A 17,996-nucleotide genomic window follows, 5' to 3' on the forward strand; every position below is an offset into this window, starting at 1 on the left:
AGAAATGTTTTTTAAACCGAGAAAGAAAAAAGCATTTGTTATTGGCCTAGATTGTGCTCCGCCGAGACTTCTCTTTGATAAATTTAAAGATGAGCTGCCTAATTTCAAGATGATGCTAGATAAAGGGGTTCATTGTCCTATGCGTTCAGTGCATCCGCCGATTACAATTCCAGCCTGGATGAGCATGTGCTCTGGCTTGGATGTTGGCGAGATTGGCGTTTATGGGTTTAGAACCCGAAAAGATAATTCTTATACAGAATTTGATATCTCTACTTCTAAAAAGTTTTCTCAAATCGATAAGATTTGGGATATTTTAGCAAAATTAAAAAAGAAAAGTGTTCTTGTAGGTGTTCCTCCAAGTTACCCAACTTATCATATTGATGGAGGTATGATTTCGGGATTTATTTGTCCTGACGCAGCCAGTAATTTTACTTATCCTGAAAGCTTAAAGGGTGAAATTGAAGAGTTAGTTGGAGAATATAAACTTGATGTGGTGTTTAGAACCGAAGATCGAGATAAGCTAATAAAATCTGCCTGGGAGATGACCGAGAAGAGATTCAAGGTTATTGAGTACTTAATAAAAAATAAACAGTGGGATTTTTTTATGTTCGTTGAGATTGGCGTAGACAGAATTCAGCATGCTTTTTGGAAATATTATGATCCGTCACACCATCTTTATCAACCTGAGCATAAGTATAAAAACGTCATTTTCGATTACTATAAATTTATTGATCAAAAAGTTGGAAAGATTCTTTCAGTTTTGGATAAAGATACTACTGTTTTTACAGTATCCGATCACGGGGCAAAGTCAATGAAAGGAGTTTTTTGTCTTAATGAATGGCTTATTGATAAAGGTTATTTAGTGTTAAATAAATATCCTGATAAGATAGCCAGCTTCAATCAGCTAGATGTTGATTGGCAAAAAACTCGGGCCTGGGGTTGGGGAGGCCATTGTGGAAGGATTTTTATTAATAAAAAGAACCGCGAAACTCAAGGGTTAGTTAGAGATTCTGAATATGAGAGTTTGCGCGACGGTCTAATTAAGGAGTTAGAAAATGAAACCGATCCTTTAGGTAAACCTTGGAATACGAAAGTTTATAAGCCTAAGGATGTCTATAAAGTGTTAAATGGAACCCCTTCGGACCTTGTGGCTTATTTTGATGACTTAGCATATAGGGGTGCAGGTACCGTAGGGCATAAAAAGATTTTTCTAGAAGAAAACGATACTGGTCCTGACGATGCCGCACATGATTGGCAAGGTGTATTTATTGAGTATAGTCCTTTAAGTAAAAGTGCAGAAGAATTAAACCAAATAAGCATCCTTGATTTCAAAGATAGAGTATTAAAGAGCATGGGAATATGAAATCATTTTTAATTATTAATCCTTTTGGTATCGGTGATGTTTTGTTTTCTACACCGTTGATAAGGAACATTAAGGAAAACTTGCCTGAAAGTAAGATTTTCTACCTTTGCAATCGACGCGCCCAACCGATTCTAGAAAATCACCCCTTAATAGATAAGTGTTTTATCTATGAAAGGGATGAATTCGAAGCCATAAGAAAGAGATCAAAGATAAGCTGGTTTAAAAAAATATTAAGTTTTATATCTGAAATAAAAAAAGAGAAAATTGACGTTGCTTTAGACCTGTCTTTAAATCCGCAATTTGGATTTTTATCTTTTATTGCCGGGATAAAAGAGCGAGTTGGTTATGATTATAAACGGCGGGGTCGATTTTTAACTAAAAAAATTAAGTTTTCCGGCTATAAGGATAAACATGTCATTGAATATTACCTTGATCTTCTAAAATACATTAATTTAGAACCAATTCATCGAAAAACCGAGCTATTTTTGAGTAAAATAGATAAAAACAAGTTAGATCTTTGGCAAAGATATAATTTATCTGAAACTAATTTAAATATAGTTATAGCGCCTTGTGGCGGTGCAAGTTGGGGTTTAGAGGCAGGTTATAAACATTGGAACCTTGAGAAATTTGCTCAGCTAGCCGATAGAAGTATAAGCGAGCTTAAAGCTAGAGTAATCTTAGCCGGCAGTAGACAGGAAAAGGAAGCCATTGAAAAGGTTGAACGGTTAATGAGCAATAAGCCTCAGAAAGCGATCGGTCTAGAACTTGAAGATTTCCTTGCTATCTTAGCCAAAAGTCAGCTGGCAGTAGTCAATGACGGTGGAGTATTGCATATGGCCGTAGCCTTGGGGATTAAAACTGTATCTATCTTTGGTCCGGTCAATGAAGTAGTCTATGGGCCTTACCCGATTGATTCTAGTAAGCATGTTGTGCTTAAGGTTGATATAGGTTGTCGGCCGTGCTATGTAAATTTTCGTTTGCCAGAATGTGTTTATAATAAAAAATGTTTGAACGATCTCGAAGTCAGTGAAGTTTTTAAAGCGGTTAAGTCTTTAATGGATAAAAAATAGTCTGAAGTTAATTTAATAATTTAAGCTAATGGATATTTTTATTATTGGAATATTGTGGGCTGCGGCGACTTTTTTTCTTTTTGGGGTCATTGTTGGGATAGGAATAAGTTTTCTAAATAGGTTTAATTTTTCCTTTATTGGAAACCTATGGTTTTATTTTCTGACCGGCCTTTCCTATATAGCTTATTTAGGCGTAAGAATTATACCCTTGGCTGGTTTGTTGGGATTAATATTGGAGGGGTTGCTTGGCATATCAAGATCTGCAGTTATTTTAGTATATCTTGGCTGCACGATTAATCTTCTGACTTACTTTTTTGCCAAATGGTATATTACTGGAAAAGAAATACCCTCGACCGTCATAAGTTTCATCCCGGTGGTTCTTTTGGTAATTTTTCGTGAAAGTTTTTCATTGAAAATTATTACTTCTTTGGGTGCGGTTTGGCTGAGCTTAGTAATTTCAATTAGCTTTCTGGCAGCTTTAATAAGAACTTTTTTTCGTAAGAAAACTACTGGCCAAAAAAGCCAAATTAAACCTAATAATTCTTTAAAGCCGGAAGTCAACCAGGTTAATAAAAAAGTAGCTTTTATAGGATTAGATGGTTGCGATTGGCAGTTATTAAAGAGATTTATAGATCAAGGTAAATTGCTTACTTTCCGAAGGCTTATTGACGGGGGGGCGTCAGCTAGGCTTAAAACTATTCAGCCGACTCTCTCGCCTTTAATTTGGAACTCTATACTTACTGGCAAATCGCCTTCCGATCACGGTATCGCCCATTGGTATAAAACTAAATTTCCCCTTCTGCCTCCAGTCGTAGGGGATATTGTCCATCCGCGCTATTGCCGTTCGAAGCGGATTATTTTATGGTTAATAAAGAAAAATCTGATTAGAAGAATTCCTTTTTCAACCGAGGATAGAGGAGTTAAGGCCATTTGGAATATATTATCTGATTACGATAAGAGCTCTATTAACGTAGGGTGGATTTTTAGCTGGCCAGCTGAAAAGATTAGGGGGGTTCAGGTAAGTTGGCTTTTTTATCCTTTTGAGGAGGCAGCTCAAGGTTTTAAAAGATTTAGCTCAAGCAAATTGCCTCAAAGAGTCTATCCGGAAAGTCTATTTGCTGATCTTGAGCGTTTCATTGTTAGGCCTTCTGATTTAGCCGATGCTGAGTTACGCAGTATGCATTTTACAACCGAAAGTATTAATCCTGAGAAACTTTATGTTGATAAGTTAAGTCCCTGGGATTATACTAAAGACAAAACTTTTTTACAGGTTAGCAGTTATTTGCTCGACCAAAATAAAGAGTTTGATTTTTTCTCTTTATATCTTTATGGAATTGACGCCGTTTGTCATAATTACTGGCCATTTTCTAAAGATGCAAGCAACAATCAAAAGCATAAAAACGAGCTACTTTCAGTTAGCGACAGCGAAAAATTTAAAAAAGAGGCTGAATCGTTTGATAAATGTATTTTGCGTTATTATGAATATTTAGATAGTGAAATTGCTAAACTTTTAAGTAAGCTTGGTCAAGATTGCAATATAGTCATAGCTTCTGACCACGGATTTAATTTAGACGGTAGTGAACATGAGAATGCCCCCGATGCGGTGTTGATTGCTTATGGACCTTATATCGCTAAGGGTAAAAACTTAAGTTCTCTTTCGATATATGATGTTTTGCCTACGGTTTTATGCTTGTTGGGCTTACCATTGGCAAATGATATGCCGGGCAGGGTAGCTAAGGAGTTGTTTAGCGATCAATTTTTGAATGCTTTTCCTTTTAACTATATTGATAGTTACGAACACACTAGCGATAAGTTAAATGATAGGAGCTTTAAATTGGATGAGGCTAGCCGCAAAGGTATAGAAGAACGCCTTAGGTCCTTAGGTTATATAGATTAATATGAAAATAGCTTTAATTTACAATAAGGATAATAATTCTACTACTGGTATCTATATCGAGAAGGTATTTCAGGAAAATAGAATCAACTATAGTCATTTCTGGACCAAAGATGCGGATAATATTCCAAAACAGTTTGATCTTTACTTGCGAATCGATCACGGCGATTACAAATATGATCTTCCTGAGGATCTCCGTCCGGCCGTATTTTATGTTATCGATACCCATTTAAAAAAGCCTTATAAAAAAATCCGGCGACAAGCAAGACATTACGATGTAGTGTTTTGTTCAGAAAAAACTGGTTTGTTGTCTTTGCGTCGGCAGGTGAGGAATGTTGATTTTCAGCGGCTTCCGCTCTCTTGTGATCCCCAGATTCATAAAAAATTAAACTTACCTAAAAAATATGATATCGGCTTTGTTGGTTCCCAAGCCCGTAAGTTTCCTCGCGGACGCCTGATAGATGTTTTGAGAGAGAAGTACCCGAATAGTTATATCAAGGGGGCAAAGTTTAAACAGATGAGTGAGATCTATAGCTCTTCTAAAATTGGCTTTAACTATGCTATTGCTAACGGTGTTAATATGCGTAATTTTGAGATAATGTCTTGTGGTTGTTTTTTGTTGACGAATCGGATAAAAGATAACGGCTTTTACGAACTATTTGAAGAAGGAAAGCACCTTGTTACCTATAGCAATGAAAAAGAACTTTTGCGATTAATTGAGTATTATTTACATAATGATAGCGAGCGAGAGCGTATTGCTCAGGCCGGGTTTGAGCTGGTGACTGAAAGACACACTTATTATCATCGGGTTCAAACCTTGTTTAATTATCTTGCTTTTAAATGGGGCGGAAAATTTAATCAGTTGAGGATATAGGACATATATGAGTAAATGTGTTGCCAATACATTATAAATTGGTTAATATAAGGAATTTAATCCCTCGCAGAAATACCCGGGCTTTAGCCCGAGGGATGAATGCTCTTTTAGGATTTCTGCTCGGGAGGAAGCCCCCGGCCTTTTAGTCCGGGGAGTCTTCACAAATAAAAGAGAGGTAATTTATGAAAGAACGCATAGAACATAAAGGTGAACTTTTAGGCCTTATTATAAGAGGAGACTATAATCCTTCTCAGACTGAGTTTTTTACACCTAATGAATTTAAGCAACAGGTTGGATATATATTTTACGATACCGGTCAGGAGGTGGCAGCTCATATTCATCATAATATGCCGCGTAGCCTTGAGGGTACTTCTGAAGTTTTAATTCTTAAAACCGGCCATGCCCGGATTGATTTTTATTCTCAAGATAAACAATATTTAGAAAGCCGGGAGATATTTCCCGGTGATATTATTATTTTAGTTTTTGGTGGGCATGGTATTCATTTTTATGAACCAAGTTTACTTCTGGAAATAAAACAAGGTCCTTATATCGGAGTTCAGGAAAAGGAAAGGTTTCCCTCGGCTTACCCAGAGCAAGAAAAGCTAAAGAAGGATGGTGAACCATTATCCCCGTAAATGAACCATTGCTGCCGGGCAATGAATTAAAGTACGTTTCCGAGTGTCTTAAGACTAATTGGATTTCTTCTTCTGGCAGTTTTCTTGAGCGTTTCGAATCCGAATGGGCAAAGTATTGCGGTCAAAAATATGGTATTGCTGTTTGTAACGGAACGGTTGCTTTAGAGTTAGCTGTAGATGCTTGCAATTTTCCTAAGGGAAGTGAAATAATTCTACCTAGTTTTACTATTATTTCTTGCGTCCAGGCGGTTACTAAAGCTGGTTGTAAGCCAGTGCTTGTTGATTGTGATTCGGAAACTTACTGTATGCAAGTAAGCCGGATAGAAGCAAAAATTACTGACCGGACCGTGGCAATTATGCCGGTACATATGTACGGACATCCAGTTGAAATGAAGCCAATAATGGACATTGCTCAGAAACACGGTCTTGTTGTTATTGAAGATGTGGCTCAGACCCAGGGAGGTGAATATCGAGGAAAAAAATGCGGTAGTTTTGGTAAGCTTTCCTGTTTTTCATTCTATGCAAATAAAAATATAACTACTGGCGAAGGAGGTATGGTTTTAACCTCTGATACTGTAATTGCTCAACGTTTGCGTAAGCTCAAAAATCTTTGTTTTTTAAAATCACCAAGATTTTTGCATTACCGGCTAGGCTATAACTATCGAATGACTAATATCCAAGCTGCTTTAGGCTTAGCCCAATTAGAGAATATCGATAGGTTCATTGAACGTAAAATTGACATGGCCAAAAAGTATTCGCAGGCCTTAGTAAATTTACCGCTTCAATTACCTATGGAGCATAAATGGGCCAAGAATGTTATTTGGATGTATAATGTGCTCCTTAAGGAAGATAAACAAAGCCAGGAGTTTTTTGAAAAAGACTGGAAAAATATAAGTCCAGAAGAGTATTTTAGATGGCCGGCATACAAGCTAATGAAAGTTTTAGAGCAGGCTGGAGTACAAACTCGTCCCTTTTTTATTGGAATGCATGAGCAGCCTGTGTTTCATGAGCAGGGGCTGTTTAAGGGTGAGAGATACCCGGTTACTGAAAAAATTGCTCGTTCTGGTTTTTATCTTCCTAGTGGCCAAGCGATAACTGATTTTCAGATAGATGAAGTTTCGCGAGCTTTAAAGGAGATATTTAATGAATAAACATTTATCACTTTCAGTAATTTTGCCTACTTACGATGAGGCTGAAAATATAAGACCTTTGATAGAAAGCATAGCTGAGGCCACTGAGCATCTTCAGGAAATAATAGTTGTTGATGATGATTCTCCTGATGGGACGGCTGATGTTGTTGAAGATATGATCGAAAGCGGAAAATACCCTTTTCTAAAACTGGAAAGAAGGCTTAAAAACCCTAGCTTAAGAAATAGTATTTGGAGAGGCATAGAGCTAGCTAGCGGAGATACTGTTGGCTGGATGGATTGCGATTTTTCCATGCCACCTAGATACTTTCCGGTACTTCTATCTTTAGTAAATGCAGATTATGATATAGCTTTAGGTTCTCGTTTTGTTTTAGGGGGTACTTGGAGAGAAGAAACTTTGGAGGATTCAGATACGATTTTAGCGGCTTCAGGTAGCAGGCTGATGAATTTTTTTATTCAGATTTTTCTTGACCACAGAGTTAGGGATTATACCAGTGGTTTTGTAGTTGCCCGGCGCGATATTTTTAAACGGATTAAATTAAGGGGTGATTATGGTGAGTATTTCATTGATTTTATATATCGGGCCTTAAAGTTAAGGTATCGGGTGGTTGAAATTCCCTATGTTTGGGCTTCCAGAAGAAGGGGATATTCTAAAACAGGTAATAACCTTAAGGATTATTTTAAGCGAGGAAGAAAGTATATAGCTACAGTCTTGCGTTTGTTGCTTACGCGAAATTATGAATATTAAAAAAAATATGAAACCTAAAGTTTTATTAATTAGTCCTCCTTTTGAGCATGAAGAAGAGTCAGTAGGCAAAACTAAAAGCATTATAAAGGTGTTAAATATTGTGCCGCCTTTAGGGATTGCTTATATTGCTGCGGTTTTAGAAAGAATCGGGATAGAAGTAAAAATAGTCGATTGTGCTACCGGAATTTCTTTCGACAGTCTTTTTAATAGCATAAAAATAGAATCTCCGGATGTAGTTGGTCTCACAGTTACTACTCCGGCATTTCTCAAAGCCAAAAAGGTAGCAGCTTTTGTCCGAAAAAATCTTCCTCAAGCAAAGATTTTGATCGGAGGCGCTCAGGTAACAGCTTTACCTAAAGAGACCCTAGAGACCGGTCTTTTTGATATTGGAATAATCGGTGAGGGAGAGTTAATTATTGAGCAGTTATTTAAAAATTATAAAAATGAAGGATTTGAGAATTTAAAAGAAGTTCCTGGTATTATTTATAGAGATGATCAAGGCATTCATCAAAATGAAAAACAGGCTTTTGTTGAGGATTTAGATTCTTTACCACTCCCGGCAAGGCATCTTTTGCCACATCCTAAATTTTATCGTCCTACTCCAGCTTCTTGTCGTAAAGTCCCTTATGTTGTGATTATGACTTCTCGTGGTTGTCCTTCAAAATGTACTTTTTGTGATCGAAAAATATTCGGTGAACGCTGCCGGATGAGAAGTGTAGCTAATATTTTTGAAGAGATAGAAGAGGTAGTATCAAAATATGGAGTAAAAGAGATAAGGTTTTTTGATGATACTTTTACTTTGGATAAAAAAAGAGTTTATAAAATTTGCGATGAATTTGAAAAGCGAAAACTTAAGCTTGCTTGGACCTGTCTTACCAAAGCAGCCTGCGTGGATGGTCCGCTACTAAAGCGAATGAGGCAGGTTGGTTGTTGGCAAGTTTTATATGGTTTTGAATCTGGTGATGACCGAGTCCTCAAACTGCTTAAAAAAGGCAATACTGTAGAGTTGAACAAAAGAGCAGTTCGTTTGACTAAAGAAGCTGGCCTTGAAGTGAGAGGGGATTTTATCGTTGGAACCCCTGGTGAAACTTGGGAGAGTTTAGAGAGAACCGTGCGTTTTGCTATAGATATGGATTTAGATTACGCCCATTTTAATAAATTCATACCTTTTCCGGGAACAGAATTGTACCAGAATCTTAGGCAGCAGGGATATTCTTTTGATTTTTCTAAGAGTACTATATTAGACCACACTCAAATTCATTATGTTAATGAAGGTATGACTGCGGAGGGGTTTTCTCGATTTTTAGATAAAGCTAATAAAAGGTTTTACTTAAGATGGAAATATATATTAAAAAGACTATTTTCTATCCGAACTTTTCACCAGTTAAAAGGCCAAATAAACGGATTTTTTGCTATTTTTGAGATTTAAAATGAAAAAAGACGTTGTTTTAATTTTACTTTGTTTTTTTGCAGTGGTAATCCTATTTACTAATTTAGGAGGCACCTATCTTTGGCAAGATGAAGCCACAACCGCAGTTTTAGGTAGGAACACGTTAAACTTTGGAATCCCTAAGGCTTTTGATGGAAAAAATCTTATTCTCAACATCTATGAAGATCCTTGTGTCGATAAGGGTTGGAAGTATGCTCCCTGGCTTCAATTTTATCTTGTGGCTGGATCATTTTGGTTATTAGGAGAAACCACCTTTGCTGCTCGCTTGCCTTTTGCTATATTTGGCGTTGGTGCTTTACTGTTGTGCTTTTTATTGGCCGAGCGGCTGTTTAAAAATAGATTAGTTTCAAGAATTGCTTGCGCCTTCATGGCTTTTTCCAGTATTTTTTTCCTCTATATGCGTCAAGCCAGGTGGTATCCACTTACCACTTTTTTCACCCTTTGGCTGCTAGTTTCGTACTTAGATTTAGTCAAAAGTAAGAAGAAAGCTATTTTAGGTTTTGTGCTTAGCGCTGTATTACTTTTTCACTCTAATTACGGAATTTTCTTTTCCGTATTCTTAGGTCTAGCTTCTCATTTCTTTATTTTTAACAGAAGTAACATTAAGGCGATTGGGATAAAAAAGATAGTATTTTGTCTTTTTATGATTACCATATTAACTTTACCTTCTTTATTGTATCTTGGTAGTGTGGAGTATAGCGGAAAGATAACCTTCGAGCGGACAGAGGACCATTTAGAATTCTATTTTCGTTCACTTAATAAGTATATTTTTCCTGTAGGATTTTTATTCTTCAGTTTAACTTTTTTTAGCTTCTTTAGGAAAAAAGTTTTTCCAATATTGGGCAAACCGTTAGATAAGCAAAACCTTTGGCTTTTGATTTGTGTATTTATTTCTACTATTTGTTTTCTTCTTTTGGCCGATGAGAGGCAATTAAGATATCTCGTGCATTTATTGCCAATTTTTTCTATTATCCTAGGAGTTTTAATTGTCGGATGGTTAAAGATAAATAAAATAGCTGCGGTTTTACTTTTTGTTATTATTTGTTTTACAAATATATTTAATCGGGGAAGTTTCTCTCATAATAAACTATCGATTCATCCGGTTAATATAGTTTATGAATTAACCCATGATTATGACGGTCCGGTAGAAGGAATAGTAAAGTTTTTAAATCGCCAGGCAAAGCCAACAGATACGGTTAAGCTAATTTATGGTGATTATGCTACGATTTTTTATACTGATCTTCGTGTCGACAATAGTTGCTTTAAGTGTAAAACCTTTCCAGAATGGATTGTTATCAGAGATGGTTGGTTTCCTTTGAAGAATTTAGACAAAGATTATCTTAGAGAGATAAATGAGAGATATCAAAAAATAATACTGGATTATCCTGACATAATGTGGGAGAATCGGCCCGACCCTGGTTATCATAAATTCAAAACAGTATCAGATTGGCCGCCGGTTGTAATATATAAGAAAAAATGAGCTGCGACATTATTATTCCGGTTTGGAATCTGATTGATTTTACAAGAGATTGTATAGAGAGCGTATTGAGCCAGACAGAATACCCTTTTCATTTGATTGTTATTGATAACGGCAGCGATAGTGAAACTAAAGAATATTTATTCAAGTTGGCTCAACAAAGAAAGAACGAAATTACCCTGATTAGAAATGAAAATAATCTAGGATTTATTAAAGCAACTAATCAGGGAATAAGAGCCTCTAAGGCCCCTTATTTATGTCTTTTAAATAACGATACAATAGTCACTAAGGGTTGGCTTAGAGAAATGGTTAAATTGGCAACTAGCAGAGAAGATATAGGCATAGTCAATCCTAGTAGTAATACTTTAGGTTGTAATCCAAAGCGCGGAGATTCTTTGGAGTCGTTTGCCGAGGAGCGGAAATCTTACTCGGGAGAATATTCTGAACTAGCCTGGGCAACTGGATTTTGTATGTTGATTAAACGTAAAATTATTGAAGAGGTAGGGTTGCTTGATGAAGTATATGGAATGGGTAATTTCGAAGACGCTGATTTTTGCAAAAGAGCTCAAAAACAAGGTTATCTATCTGTTTGCGCCAAGGCTGCCTATGTTCATCATCAAGAAAGACGTTCATTTATAAGATTTAAGAAATTCAACCAGAACTTTGAGGACAATAAACAGACCTTCTATGCTAAATGGGGAAGCTTAAAGCGCATACTTTATGTTTTGAATAAAGAAGACCATCTTTATATAGAAAGAATAGGAGCCGAAGCTTTAAAATTGGCCCGTGAGGGAAATATTGTTTGGATTTTTTCAAAAGGCAGAGATAAGTTAGAGATTAGAAAGCACTCTAATATTTATGTCTATAATCGCCCAAAGCCTTTTTTTAATTTAACTAATTTTTTGATTATTTTGAAACGTAAGAAGAAATTTGATAAGATATACGTAAATAGCAAGAGTTATGCTAAAAGGTTAAACAGTTTTAAATATATTCATAAAGCAGAGGTGATCTGCGCAGAATAAGGCCTTATATTTTAAAAGAGCATACAAAGAAGCCTTTAAGGGAGAAAAAAATGAAGAGAATTGGAATTATCGGTTGTGGACATTGGGGCCCGAATTATCTGCGTAATTTTAGTCAGTTAGAAGATTCATCAGTATTAGTTTGTTGTGACTTATCAAAAGATAATTTAGATAAGGTTAAGAAACACTACAGATCGATAGAGGTTGTTGAAGATTACAAGGATGTGCTTAGGGACAAGCGTATTGATGCGGTTGTCATTGCTACTCCTGCTCGAACTCATTATAAAATCGCTAAAGATGCACTTTCAGCCGGTAAGCATATTTTATTAGAAAAGCCAATGGCTTTAAACTATGCAGATTGTAAAAAGTTGGTCAATTTGGCAAAAGAAAAGAAAAGAATCCTTATGGTTGGTCACACTTTTTTGTTTAATCCGGCTGTAAGAAAGTTGAAGGATTATATAAAAAAAGGTGCTGTGGGAAAGATTTATTATTTGCATGCAACCAGGACACATTTAGGTTTAGTCCGTAACGATGTAAATGTGAGTTGGGATTTAGTACCACATGATATATCTATATTTTCTTATTTATTAGGAGAAATGCCGATTAGTGTTTCAGCTTTGGGCGGATCCTTTTTGAGAAGTCCGAAACAAGATGTAGTGTTTATTAATTTAATTTACCCGAAGGGTATAATTGCTAATATTCATGCTAGCTGGGCCGATTCCAATAAGGTTAGAGAAATTCAGGTAATCGGCAGTCGGGCCAGAGTGGTTTTTGATGATTTAAATAGTATGGAAAAGATAAAACTGTACAAGAAAGGAATATCTGTAGATAAGTCATATGCCAATTTTGGTGAATTCCAATTACTTTTAAGAGACGGCGATATTCTTAGTCCCAAAATTGGTCCCGAGGAACCGCTACGACTTCAATGCCAACATTTTTTAAACTGTCTTAAAAACGGAAAGAAGCCATTTGTTGATGGAGAAGACGGTGCGAGTGTTGTTAAGATAATGAATGCAATAAATAAATCTTTAGTATTGGGAGCTAGGGTGGTTAAAGTATGAAAACGAAGAATTTCTTAATTGGAAAAAATTCTAAAATTGATAAATCGGTAATCTTAGGTGAGAAAACAGGCAGGAAAATTAAGATTTCAAAGACGATTATCGGAAAAGATGCAAGGGTAAGGTCAAATACGGTTATTTATTCAAATACTAAGATTGGCGATGGATTGGAGACAGGGCACAATGTTGTGATTCGCGAACAAAACAAAATCGGCAATAATTTAAGTATTTGGAATAACTCTACCATTGATTATGGATGTGAAATTGGCAATAATGTTAAGATCCACGCCAATACTTATGTAGCTCAGTTTACTGTCATTGAAGATGATGTTTTTCTAGCTCCCGGGGTAATGATTGCAAATGATCCTCATCCTATCTGTACAAAATGCATGAAAGGCCCATTAATAAAAAAAGGGGCACGGATCGGGGTGAATGTTACGCTTTTACCTAATATTGTAATTGGGGAAAATTCTTTAGTTGGAGCCGGCAGCGTTGTCACTAAGGATGTTGCGGCTAACGTGGTAGTTTTTGGCTCACCGGCAAAAGTAGGCGGAAGAATTAAAGATTTAAAGTGCAAAGCAAGAATAAAGGATAGAGCCTATGAGTAATAATAAGATGAACGTTCCTTTTGTGGATTTACAGATTCAATATCGTAAGTTGAGCAAGGAAATCAATCAACGGTTAATTGAAACAGTTGAAAGCGGTTCTTTTATTTTAGGTGAAAGTGTTCAAAAGTTTGAGCAGGAATTTGCTAATTATTGTGGCGCAAAACATGCTGTAGGTATTGCTTCGGGAACTGCTGCTTTATTTTTGTCTCTAAAAAGCTTAGGAGTCGGCAGGGGAGATGAAGTAATTACTCCGGCAAATACATTTATTGCAACAGCCTTAGCTATTTATTATACCGGAGCAAAGATTATCTTAGTAGACATAGATGAAGAAACCTATAATTTAGATATAAAAAAGACAGAAGCGGTAATAAATAGCAAAACCAAAGCTATCCTACCAGTGCATCTTTATGGTCAACCGATAGATTTAGAGCCTTTACTTGCTTTAGCTAAGAAACACAACTTAATAGTTGTTGAGGATGCTTGCCAGGCTCACGGTGCTGAATATAAAGGCAAAAAGGTGGGAGGATTCGGTAACGCTGCAGCCTTTAGCTTTTATCCTGGTAAAAATTTAGGTGCTTTTGGTGATGCCGGTATAGTAGTGACTAACGATGAAAAGGTTAAAGATGAATTGATCATGTTGAGAAACTATGGCCAGAAACAAAAGTATCATCATTTAGTAAAAGGGTATAATTCTCGTTTAGATACAATTCAGGCAGAAATATTGAGAGTTAAGCTTGGCTATTTAGACCAATGTAATGAAGAGCGAAGAAAAAGTGCTCAAGTTTATAAAACCTTGCTTCAAAGCATCAGTGACCGTATCTTAATTCCTAAAGAAATGTCATCAGTAAAACATGTTTGGCATCTTTATGTAATTAGGGCAGAAAAAAGAGATGACTTACAGGAATATCTTAAAAAGGCAGGGATTAGTACCGGTATACATTATCCTATTCCGATTCATTTGCAGCCGGCTTTTTCTGATTTAGATTATAAGAAGGGAGACCTTCCTGTTACAGAAAAGACTGCTGATCAGATTCTTTCTTTGCCGATGTACCCAGGGTTAAAAGAAGAGCAAATTGAATATGTTGTGAAAAAAATAAGTGATTTTTTGCAGTAAGCAACCTAGTTGATAAATGAAGCTATTTTTTAAATCTTGGCAGAAAAAAAGTAAAAAGAAGAGAATTCTTTTTGCTGGAGTCTGCCATGCTAATTTCATACAGTTTAGGCCAATTTATGAGATCCTTAAGCAGGATCCAAGAGTTGAAATTTTATTCTCTGGTATGTATCAAAGTAAAGACCGGCCGCGTGAACTCTATAAACCTTTTAATATAGATAAGAAATTCATCATAAGAGAAAAGTTCGCAAAAACTTTGAGTTTTGACATCTATATTAGCCCAGATTATCACATGATTGACAATAACTATTCTTCAACTATTCAGTTTTTTCACACCACTTCTTTTAGAAATTTCTCAGTTAGTGAAGAGGCAAAAAGCTTTGATCAGATTTTTTTAATTGGGCCGTACATGAAGCGTAAGTTTATCGAGGCAGGTATTTTTGAAGTTGATGATCCGAGATTAAAAGAAGTAGGCATGCCGCAAACAGATGCTCTTTTAGATAATATCGACACTGGTTTGTCTGAGAGACTTGGCTTAGATAAGAGTCTTCCGACTATACTTTACGCTCCAGTCTGGGCGCCGATAGAGAGCTTTCTTGAAGATGTTCAAACAACACTTAAAACTTTAACCTCAATTAAGGCTAATCTTCTTCTTAAGTTGCACGATAAATTTTATTATCAACAGGTAAATAAAATTAGATGGCGGGAGTTTTTGAATTTGGTGCTAAGCGAGAATAAGAATGTACATTTAATAGATGATTTTGATATTATACCTTACATGAAAATTAGTGATTTGCTTGTCAGCGACGTTAGTGCTGTTGTACATCAGTTTTCTATATTAGATAAGCCAATAGTATGCATGAAGGTAGATGTTGATGAGTTTAAAAAGTTCTGGCCAGGGCTTGATCATAAAGCCTATTTAGATCGCGCGGTAATAGAAGCTTCTCAAGGAGAGGCTTTAAAAGAGGCAGTTTTGGGAGAACTTGCTAATCCTGGCAATTTGAGTCAAAAACGGATAGCCATGAGTAAAGAGTATTTTTATAATATTGGGTTTTCTGCAAAATGCGCAGTTTCGCAAATTTATCAGTCTTTTAATCTAAAGAATACAGATGAATAAAAAGCCGCTTTCCTCAAAAAATAGTTTCTTAGTTAAACTGAAAGTCAGCCAAGAAATCCTTATGGATGCCGAGCAAATAGCTATAGGTGGGTACGCTCCAGTTGATGGTTTTATGGGAAAGGCTGACTTTGAATCAGTTTTGAATAATATGCGCCTTGTAAAAGGTGATGTTTGGACTTTGCCAATAGTGTTAGATATAAGTAAAAAAGAAGCAGCATCAATTAAAATCGGGGATGAAATATTGCTTGGTGACGGCCAGGATCAGGAAAATTTTCTTTTTTCTGTGGAAGATATTTATGAACATGATAAATCTTTGTATTGCGATAAGGTTTATGGTACTAAAGATGTAGCTCATTCAGGAGTAGCAAAGGTGCTTAAGATGGGAGAGGTCCTTGTAGGGGGCCGGGTTATATCGGTTTTAAATAATTTTGATTTTGATATGCGTAAATTCACCATGACCCCGAAAGAGACAAAAGCCCAGTTTGAAAAAAATAATTGGAAAACGGTTGTTGCTTTTCATACCCGGAATGTGGTGCACAGAGCCCATGAGTATCTTCAGCGCTGTGCTATGGAATATGCCGATGGAATTTTGATCCATCCTGCGGTTGGCTTTACAAAACCCGGTGATTTCAAGAAAGAGCTTATAATAAAGGGCTATCAAAGTTTAATTGATAACTATTATCCAAAAAATAAAGCTCTTCTCTCGGCTTTGGGCATAGGCATGAAATTTGCCGGGCCAAGAGAAGCTGTATTTCATGCCTTGGTGCGGAAAAATTATGGTTGTACACATATAATTATTGGTAGAGATCATGCTGGCGTAGGCGGATACTATGAGAAGTATGCCGGACATAAGATATTTTCTAGTTTGCCATCTTTGGGCATAACCCCTTTATTATTTAAGGGACCGTTTTATTGCAATAAATGTGAAGCTATGGCTACCGAAAGCACCTGCTCGCATGATGAGTCTTATAGGTCAGAAGTCAGCGGAACATTAGCTCGTAAATTCATAAAGGAAAAGAAAAAGCTCCCTAAGTGGCTGATGCGTCCTGAAATCGCAAACTTGCTTGAAGACCTCGGTGAAAGCGTTTTTTCTTAAAACTTAAATAAGGAGTAAACAAGATGTTAATAATTTCACAACATGCAAGATTGTTGCATATTCCTTTTCCTGATACTGCTGTATTTAGGGTAAATGTTGCTTGGATTAAAAGTCAGGAAGAGTTATTCAGCTTACTAAAGCAAATTAAGAATGATGTATTTTTGGATTTTCCTGAAGGGCGATTCAAACCGCCGATCCCTATTTTAGGTTTAGACGATTTATTGGGAGCCATGGATAGGTTTGACAATATAAAATATTTTGGGGTGACCAATGTGACAGCAGCCGAACAAATTATTGAAATGAGAAAGAAAGTTCCTCAGAGAGTAATATTAATACCTAAGGTGGAGTCAAGAGAAGGAATAGACAATTTAGAAAAGATACTTGGCCAGCTAGAAAAGGGTGAAAAATTTATAATGCTAGATAAAGAGGATCTATATACTGATTTAAAGGAGCATAAGGAATTATTTGAACAATATGTTCAGTTGGTAAAAGATAAATGCAGGAAAAATAATATTAGCGTGCTTGAGTTGCAAGGTGTGATATTTGCAGCGAATGAAGACTTATAAGAGGATTATGGAATGTCGGATATATCCGTAGTTATCGTTACCGAGAATGCTCAAGACACTATCAAAGACTGTCTTGATTCAGCAAGCTGGGCTGATGAAATTGTTGTTGCAGATGCTGAAAGCAGTGACCAAACAATTGAGATTGTTACTAAATATACAGATAGAATAGTCAAGATCGACCCACAGCTTAATTCTGGACAGCGGTGGAATCAAGCTATAGCCGCAGCAAGTAAAAATTGGATATTTTTGCTTGAATCCGACAAAAGAATACCGTTGGCTCTAAGGCTTGAATTAGAAAAGAGAGTTAAAGAAAATAAGTTAAAGGATGCAGATGGGTATTTAATTAATACAAGAAATTATTTTTTGAACCATTGGGTTAAGACGGCCGGTTTTTATCCCGATCGTAAATTATATATTTTTAGAAAAGGTATGGCTAAATTCCAAGAGCGACAACGTGGCTGTATTGTTTTTGAAGGCAAGATTGATAATCTAAACGGGTATATTGAACATTACGTTTATAGATCTTTAGAACAGTGTTTTTCTAAAGTAAATAAAGAGTCAGATAATTTGGCAGAAGAATTTTTTGGCCAGGGGTTAATTTTTAAAAAGCGGTTTGTAATCACAAAACCCTTGAGAACATTTAAAAAACAATACTTTCGTCATCGGGGCTCAAAGCAAGGGATGGCAGGGTTGTTGATTTCTCTTGTCGCTGCTTTTGAATGTTTTTTTGTCTATATAAAGGTGTGGGCAATTAGGAGATAG

At 36.2% G+C, this 17,996-nt stretch carries 17 protein-coding genes; all 17 read left to right on the forward strand.

Annotation, left to right across the window (positions count from 1 at the left end; translation table 11 throughout):
- The first annotated feature begins 4 nt into the window (after nt 1–4).
- The 17 genes from K9L86_03010 (at nt 5) to K9L86_03090 (ending at nt 17,996) form a co-directional block, all read left to right on the forward strand.
- Entirely contained in the window at nt 5–1,363 is a 1,359-nt protein-coding gene (locus K9L86_03010; GenBank protein MCF7907831.1) for an alkaline phosphatase family protein, read from the forward strand.
- Nucleotides 1,360–2,433, forward strand: coding sequence for a glycosyltransferase family 9 protein (locus tag K9L86_03015; GenBank protein MCF7907832.1), 1,074 nt, complete (start codon nt 1,360–1,362; stop codon nt 2,431–2,433). Before K9L86_03010 ends, K9L86_03015 begins: the two co-directional genes overlap by 4 nt.
- 28 nt (nt 2,434–2,461) lie before the next feature.
- The gene (locus tag K9L86_03020) at nt 2,462–4,330 is read left to right on the forward strand and encodes an alkaline phosphatase family protein (GenBank protein ID MCF7907833.1); all 1,869 of its coding nucleotides are present in this window, start codon (nt 2,462–2,464) and stop codon (nt 4,328–4,330) included.
- 1 nt (nt 4,331) lies between these two features.
- The gene (locus tag K9L86_03025) at nt 4,332–5,201 is read left to right on the forward strand and encodes a glycosyltransferase (protein MCF7907834.1); all 870 of its coding nucleotides are present in this window, start codon (nt 4,332–4,334) and stop codon (nt 5,199–5,201) included.
- A gap of 182 nt (nt 5,202–5,383) precedes the next feature.
- Complete coding sequence (locus tag K9L86_03030; protein MCF7907835.1) at nt 5,384–5,836, forward strand: hypothetical protein; 453 nt, start codon at nt 5,384–5,386, stop codon at nt 5,834–5,836.
- Nucleotides 5,824–6,987: a DegT/DnrJ/EryC1/StrS family aminotransferase gene (locus tag K9L86_03035; protein ID MCF7907836.1), complete on the forward strand. Its 1,164-nt coding sequence runs from the start codon at nt 5,824–5,826 to the stop codon at nt 6,985–6,987. Before K9L86_03030 ends, K9L86_03035 begins: the two co-directional genes overlap by 13 nt.
- Nucleotides 6,980–7,732 carry a glycosyltransferase gene (locus K9L86_03040; protein ID MCF7907837.1) on the forward strand — a complete coding sequence of 251 codons (753 nt, stop codon included), beginning with the start codon at nt 6,980–6,982 and terminating at the stop codon, nt 7,730–7,732. Before K9L86_03035 ends, K9L86_03040 begins: the two co-directional genes overlap by 8 nt.
- Before the next feature lie 7 nt (nt 7,733–7,739).
- A complete protein-coding gene (locus tag K9L86_03045; protein ID MCF7907838.1) occupies nt 7,740–9,161 on the forward strand; it encodes a B12-binding domain-containing radical SAM protein in 1,422 nt (473 codons plus the stop codon).
- A gap of 1 nt (nt 9,162) precedes the next feature.
- Nucleotides 9,163–10,662, forward strand: a complete 1,500-nt coding sequence (locus tag K9L86_03050; protein ID MCF7907839.1) for a glycosyltransferase family 39 protein — start codon at nt 9,163–9,165, stop codon at nt 10,660–10,662.
- Nucleotides 10,659–11,681 (forward strand): glycosyltransferase family 2 protein, encoded by a 1,023-nt coding sequence (locus tag K9L86_03055; GenBank protein ID MCF7907840.1) that lies wholly within the window; start codon nt 10,659–10,661, stop codon nt 11,679–11,681. Before K9L86_03050 ends, K9L86_03055 begins: the two co-directional genes overlap by 4 nt.
- A gap of 50 nt (nt 11,682–11,731) precedes the next feature.
- Entirely contained in the window at nt 11,732–12,739 is a 1,008-nt protein-coding gene (locus K9L86_03060) for a Gfo/Idh/MocA family oxidoreductase (GenBank protein MCF7907841.1), read from the forward strand.
- The gene (locus K9L86_03065; protein ID MCF7907842.1) at nt 12,736–13,344 is read left to right on the forward strand and encodes an N-acetyltransferase; all 609 of its coding nucleotides are present in this window, start codon (nt 12,736–12,738) and stop codon (nt 13,342–13,344) included. Before K9L86_03060 ends, K9L86_03065 begins: the two co-directional genes overlap by 4 nt.
- 7 nt (nt 13,345–13,351) lie before the next feature.
- On the forward strand, nt 13,352–14,458 hold the full coding sequence (locus tag K9L86_03070; GenBank protein ID MCF7907843.1) for a DegT/DnrJ/EryC1/StrS family aminotransferase: 1,107 nt from the start codon (nt 13,352–13,354) through the stop codon (nt 14,456–14,458).
- Between the two features lie 16 nt (nt 14,459–14,474).
- On the forward strand, nt 14,475–15,572 hold the full coding sequence (locus K9L86_03075) for a CDP-glycerol glycerophosphotransferase family protein (GenBank protein MCF7907844.1): 1,098 nt from the start codon (nt 14,475–14,477) through the stop codon (nt 15,570–15,572).
- The gene (gene sat, locus K9L86_03080) at nt 15,565–16,668 is read left to right on the forward strand and encodes a sulfate adenylyltransferase (protein MCF7907845.1); all 1,104 of its coding nucleotides are present in this window, start codon (nt 15,565–15,567) and stop codon (nt 16,666–16,668) included. The genes K9L86_03075 and sat overlap by 8 nt, the downstream gene beginning before the upstream one ends.
- Before the next feature lie 23 nt (nt 16,669–16,691).
- The gene (locus tag K9L86_03085) at nt 16,692–17,234 is read left to right on the forward strand and encodes a hypothetical protein (GenBank protein ID MCF7907846.1); all 543 of its coding nucleotides are present in this window, start codon (nt 16,692–16,694) and stop codon (nt 17,232–17,234) included.
- Nucleotides 17,235–17,246: 12 nt separating this feature from the next.
- A complete protein-coding gene (locus tag K9L86_03090; protein MCF7907847.1) occupies nt 17,247–17,996 on the forward strand; it encodes a glycosyltransferase family 2 protein in 750 nt (249 codons plus the stop codon).

It is taken from the genome of Candidatus Omnitrophota bacterium, from assembly GCA_021735655.1.
In the GTDB taxonomy this organism is placed as follows: Bacteria; Omnitrophota; Gorgyraeia; order Duberdicusellales; family 4484-171; genus JAHKAJ01.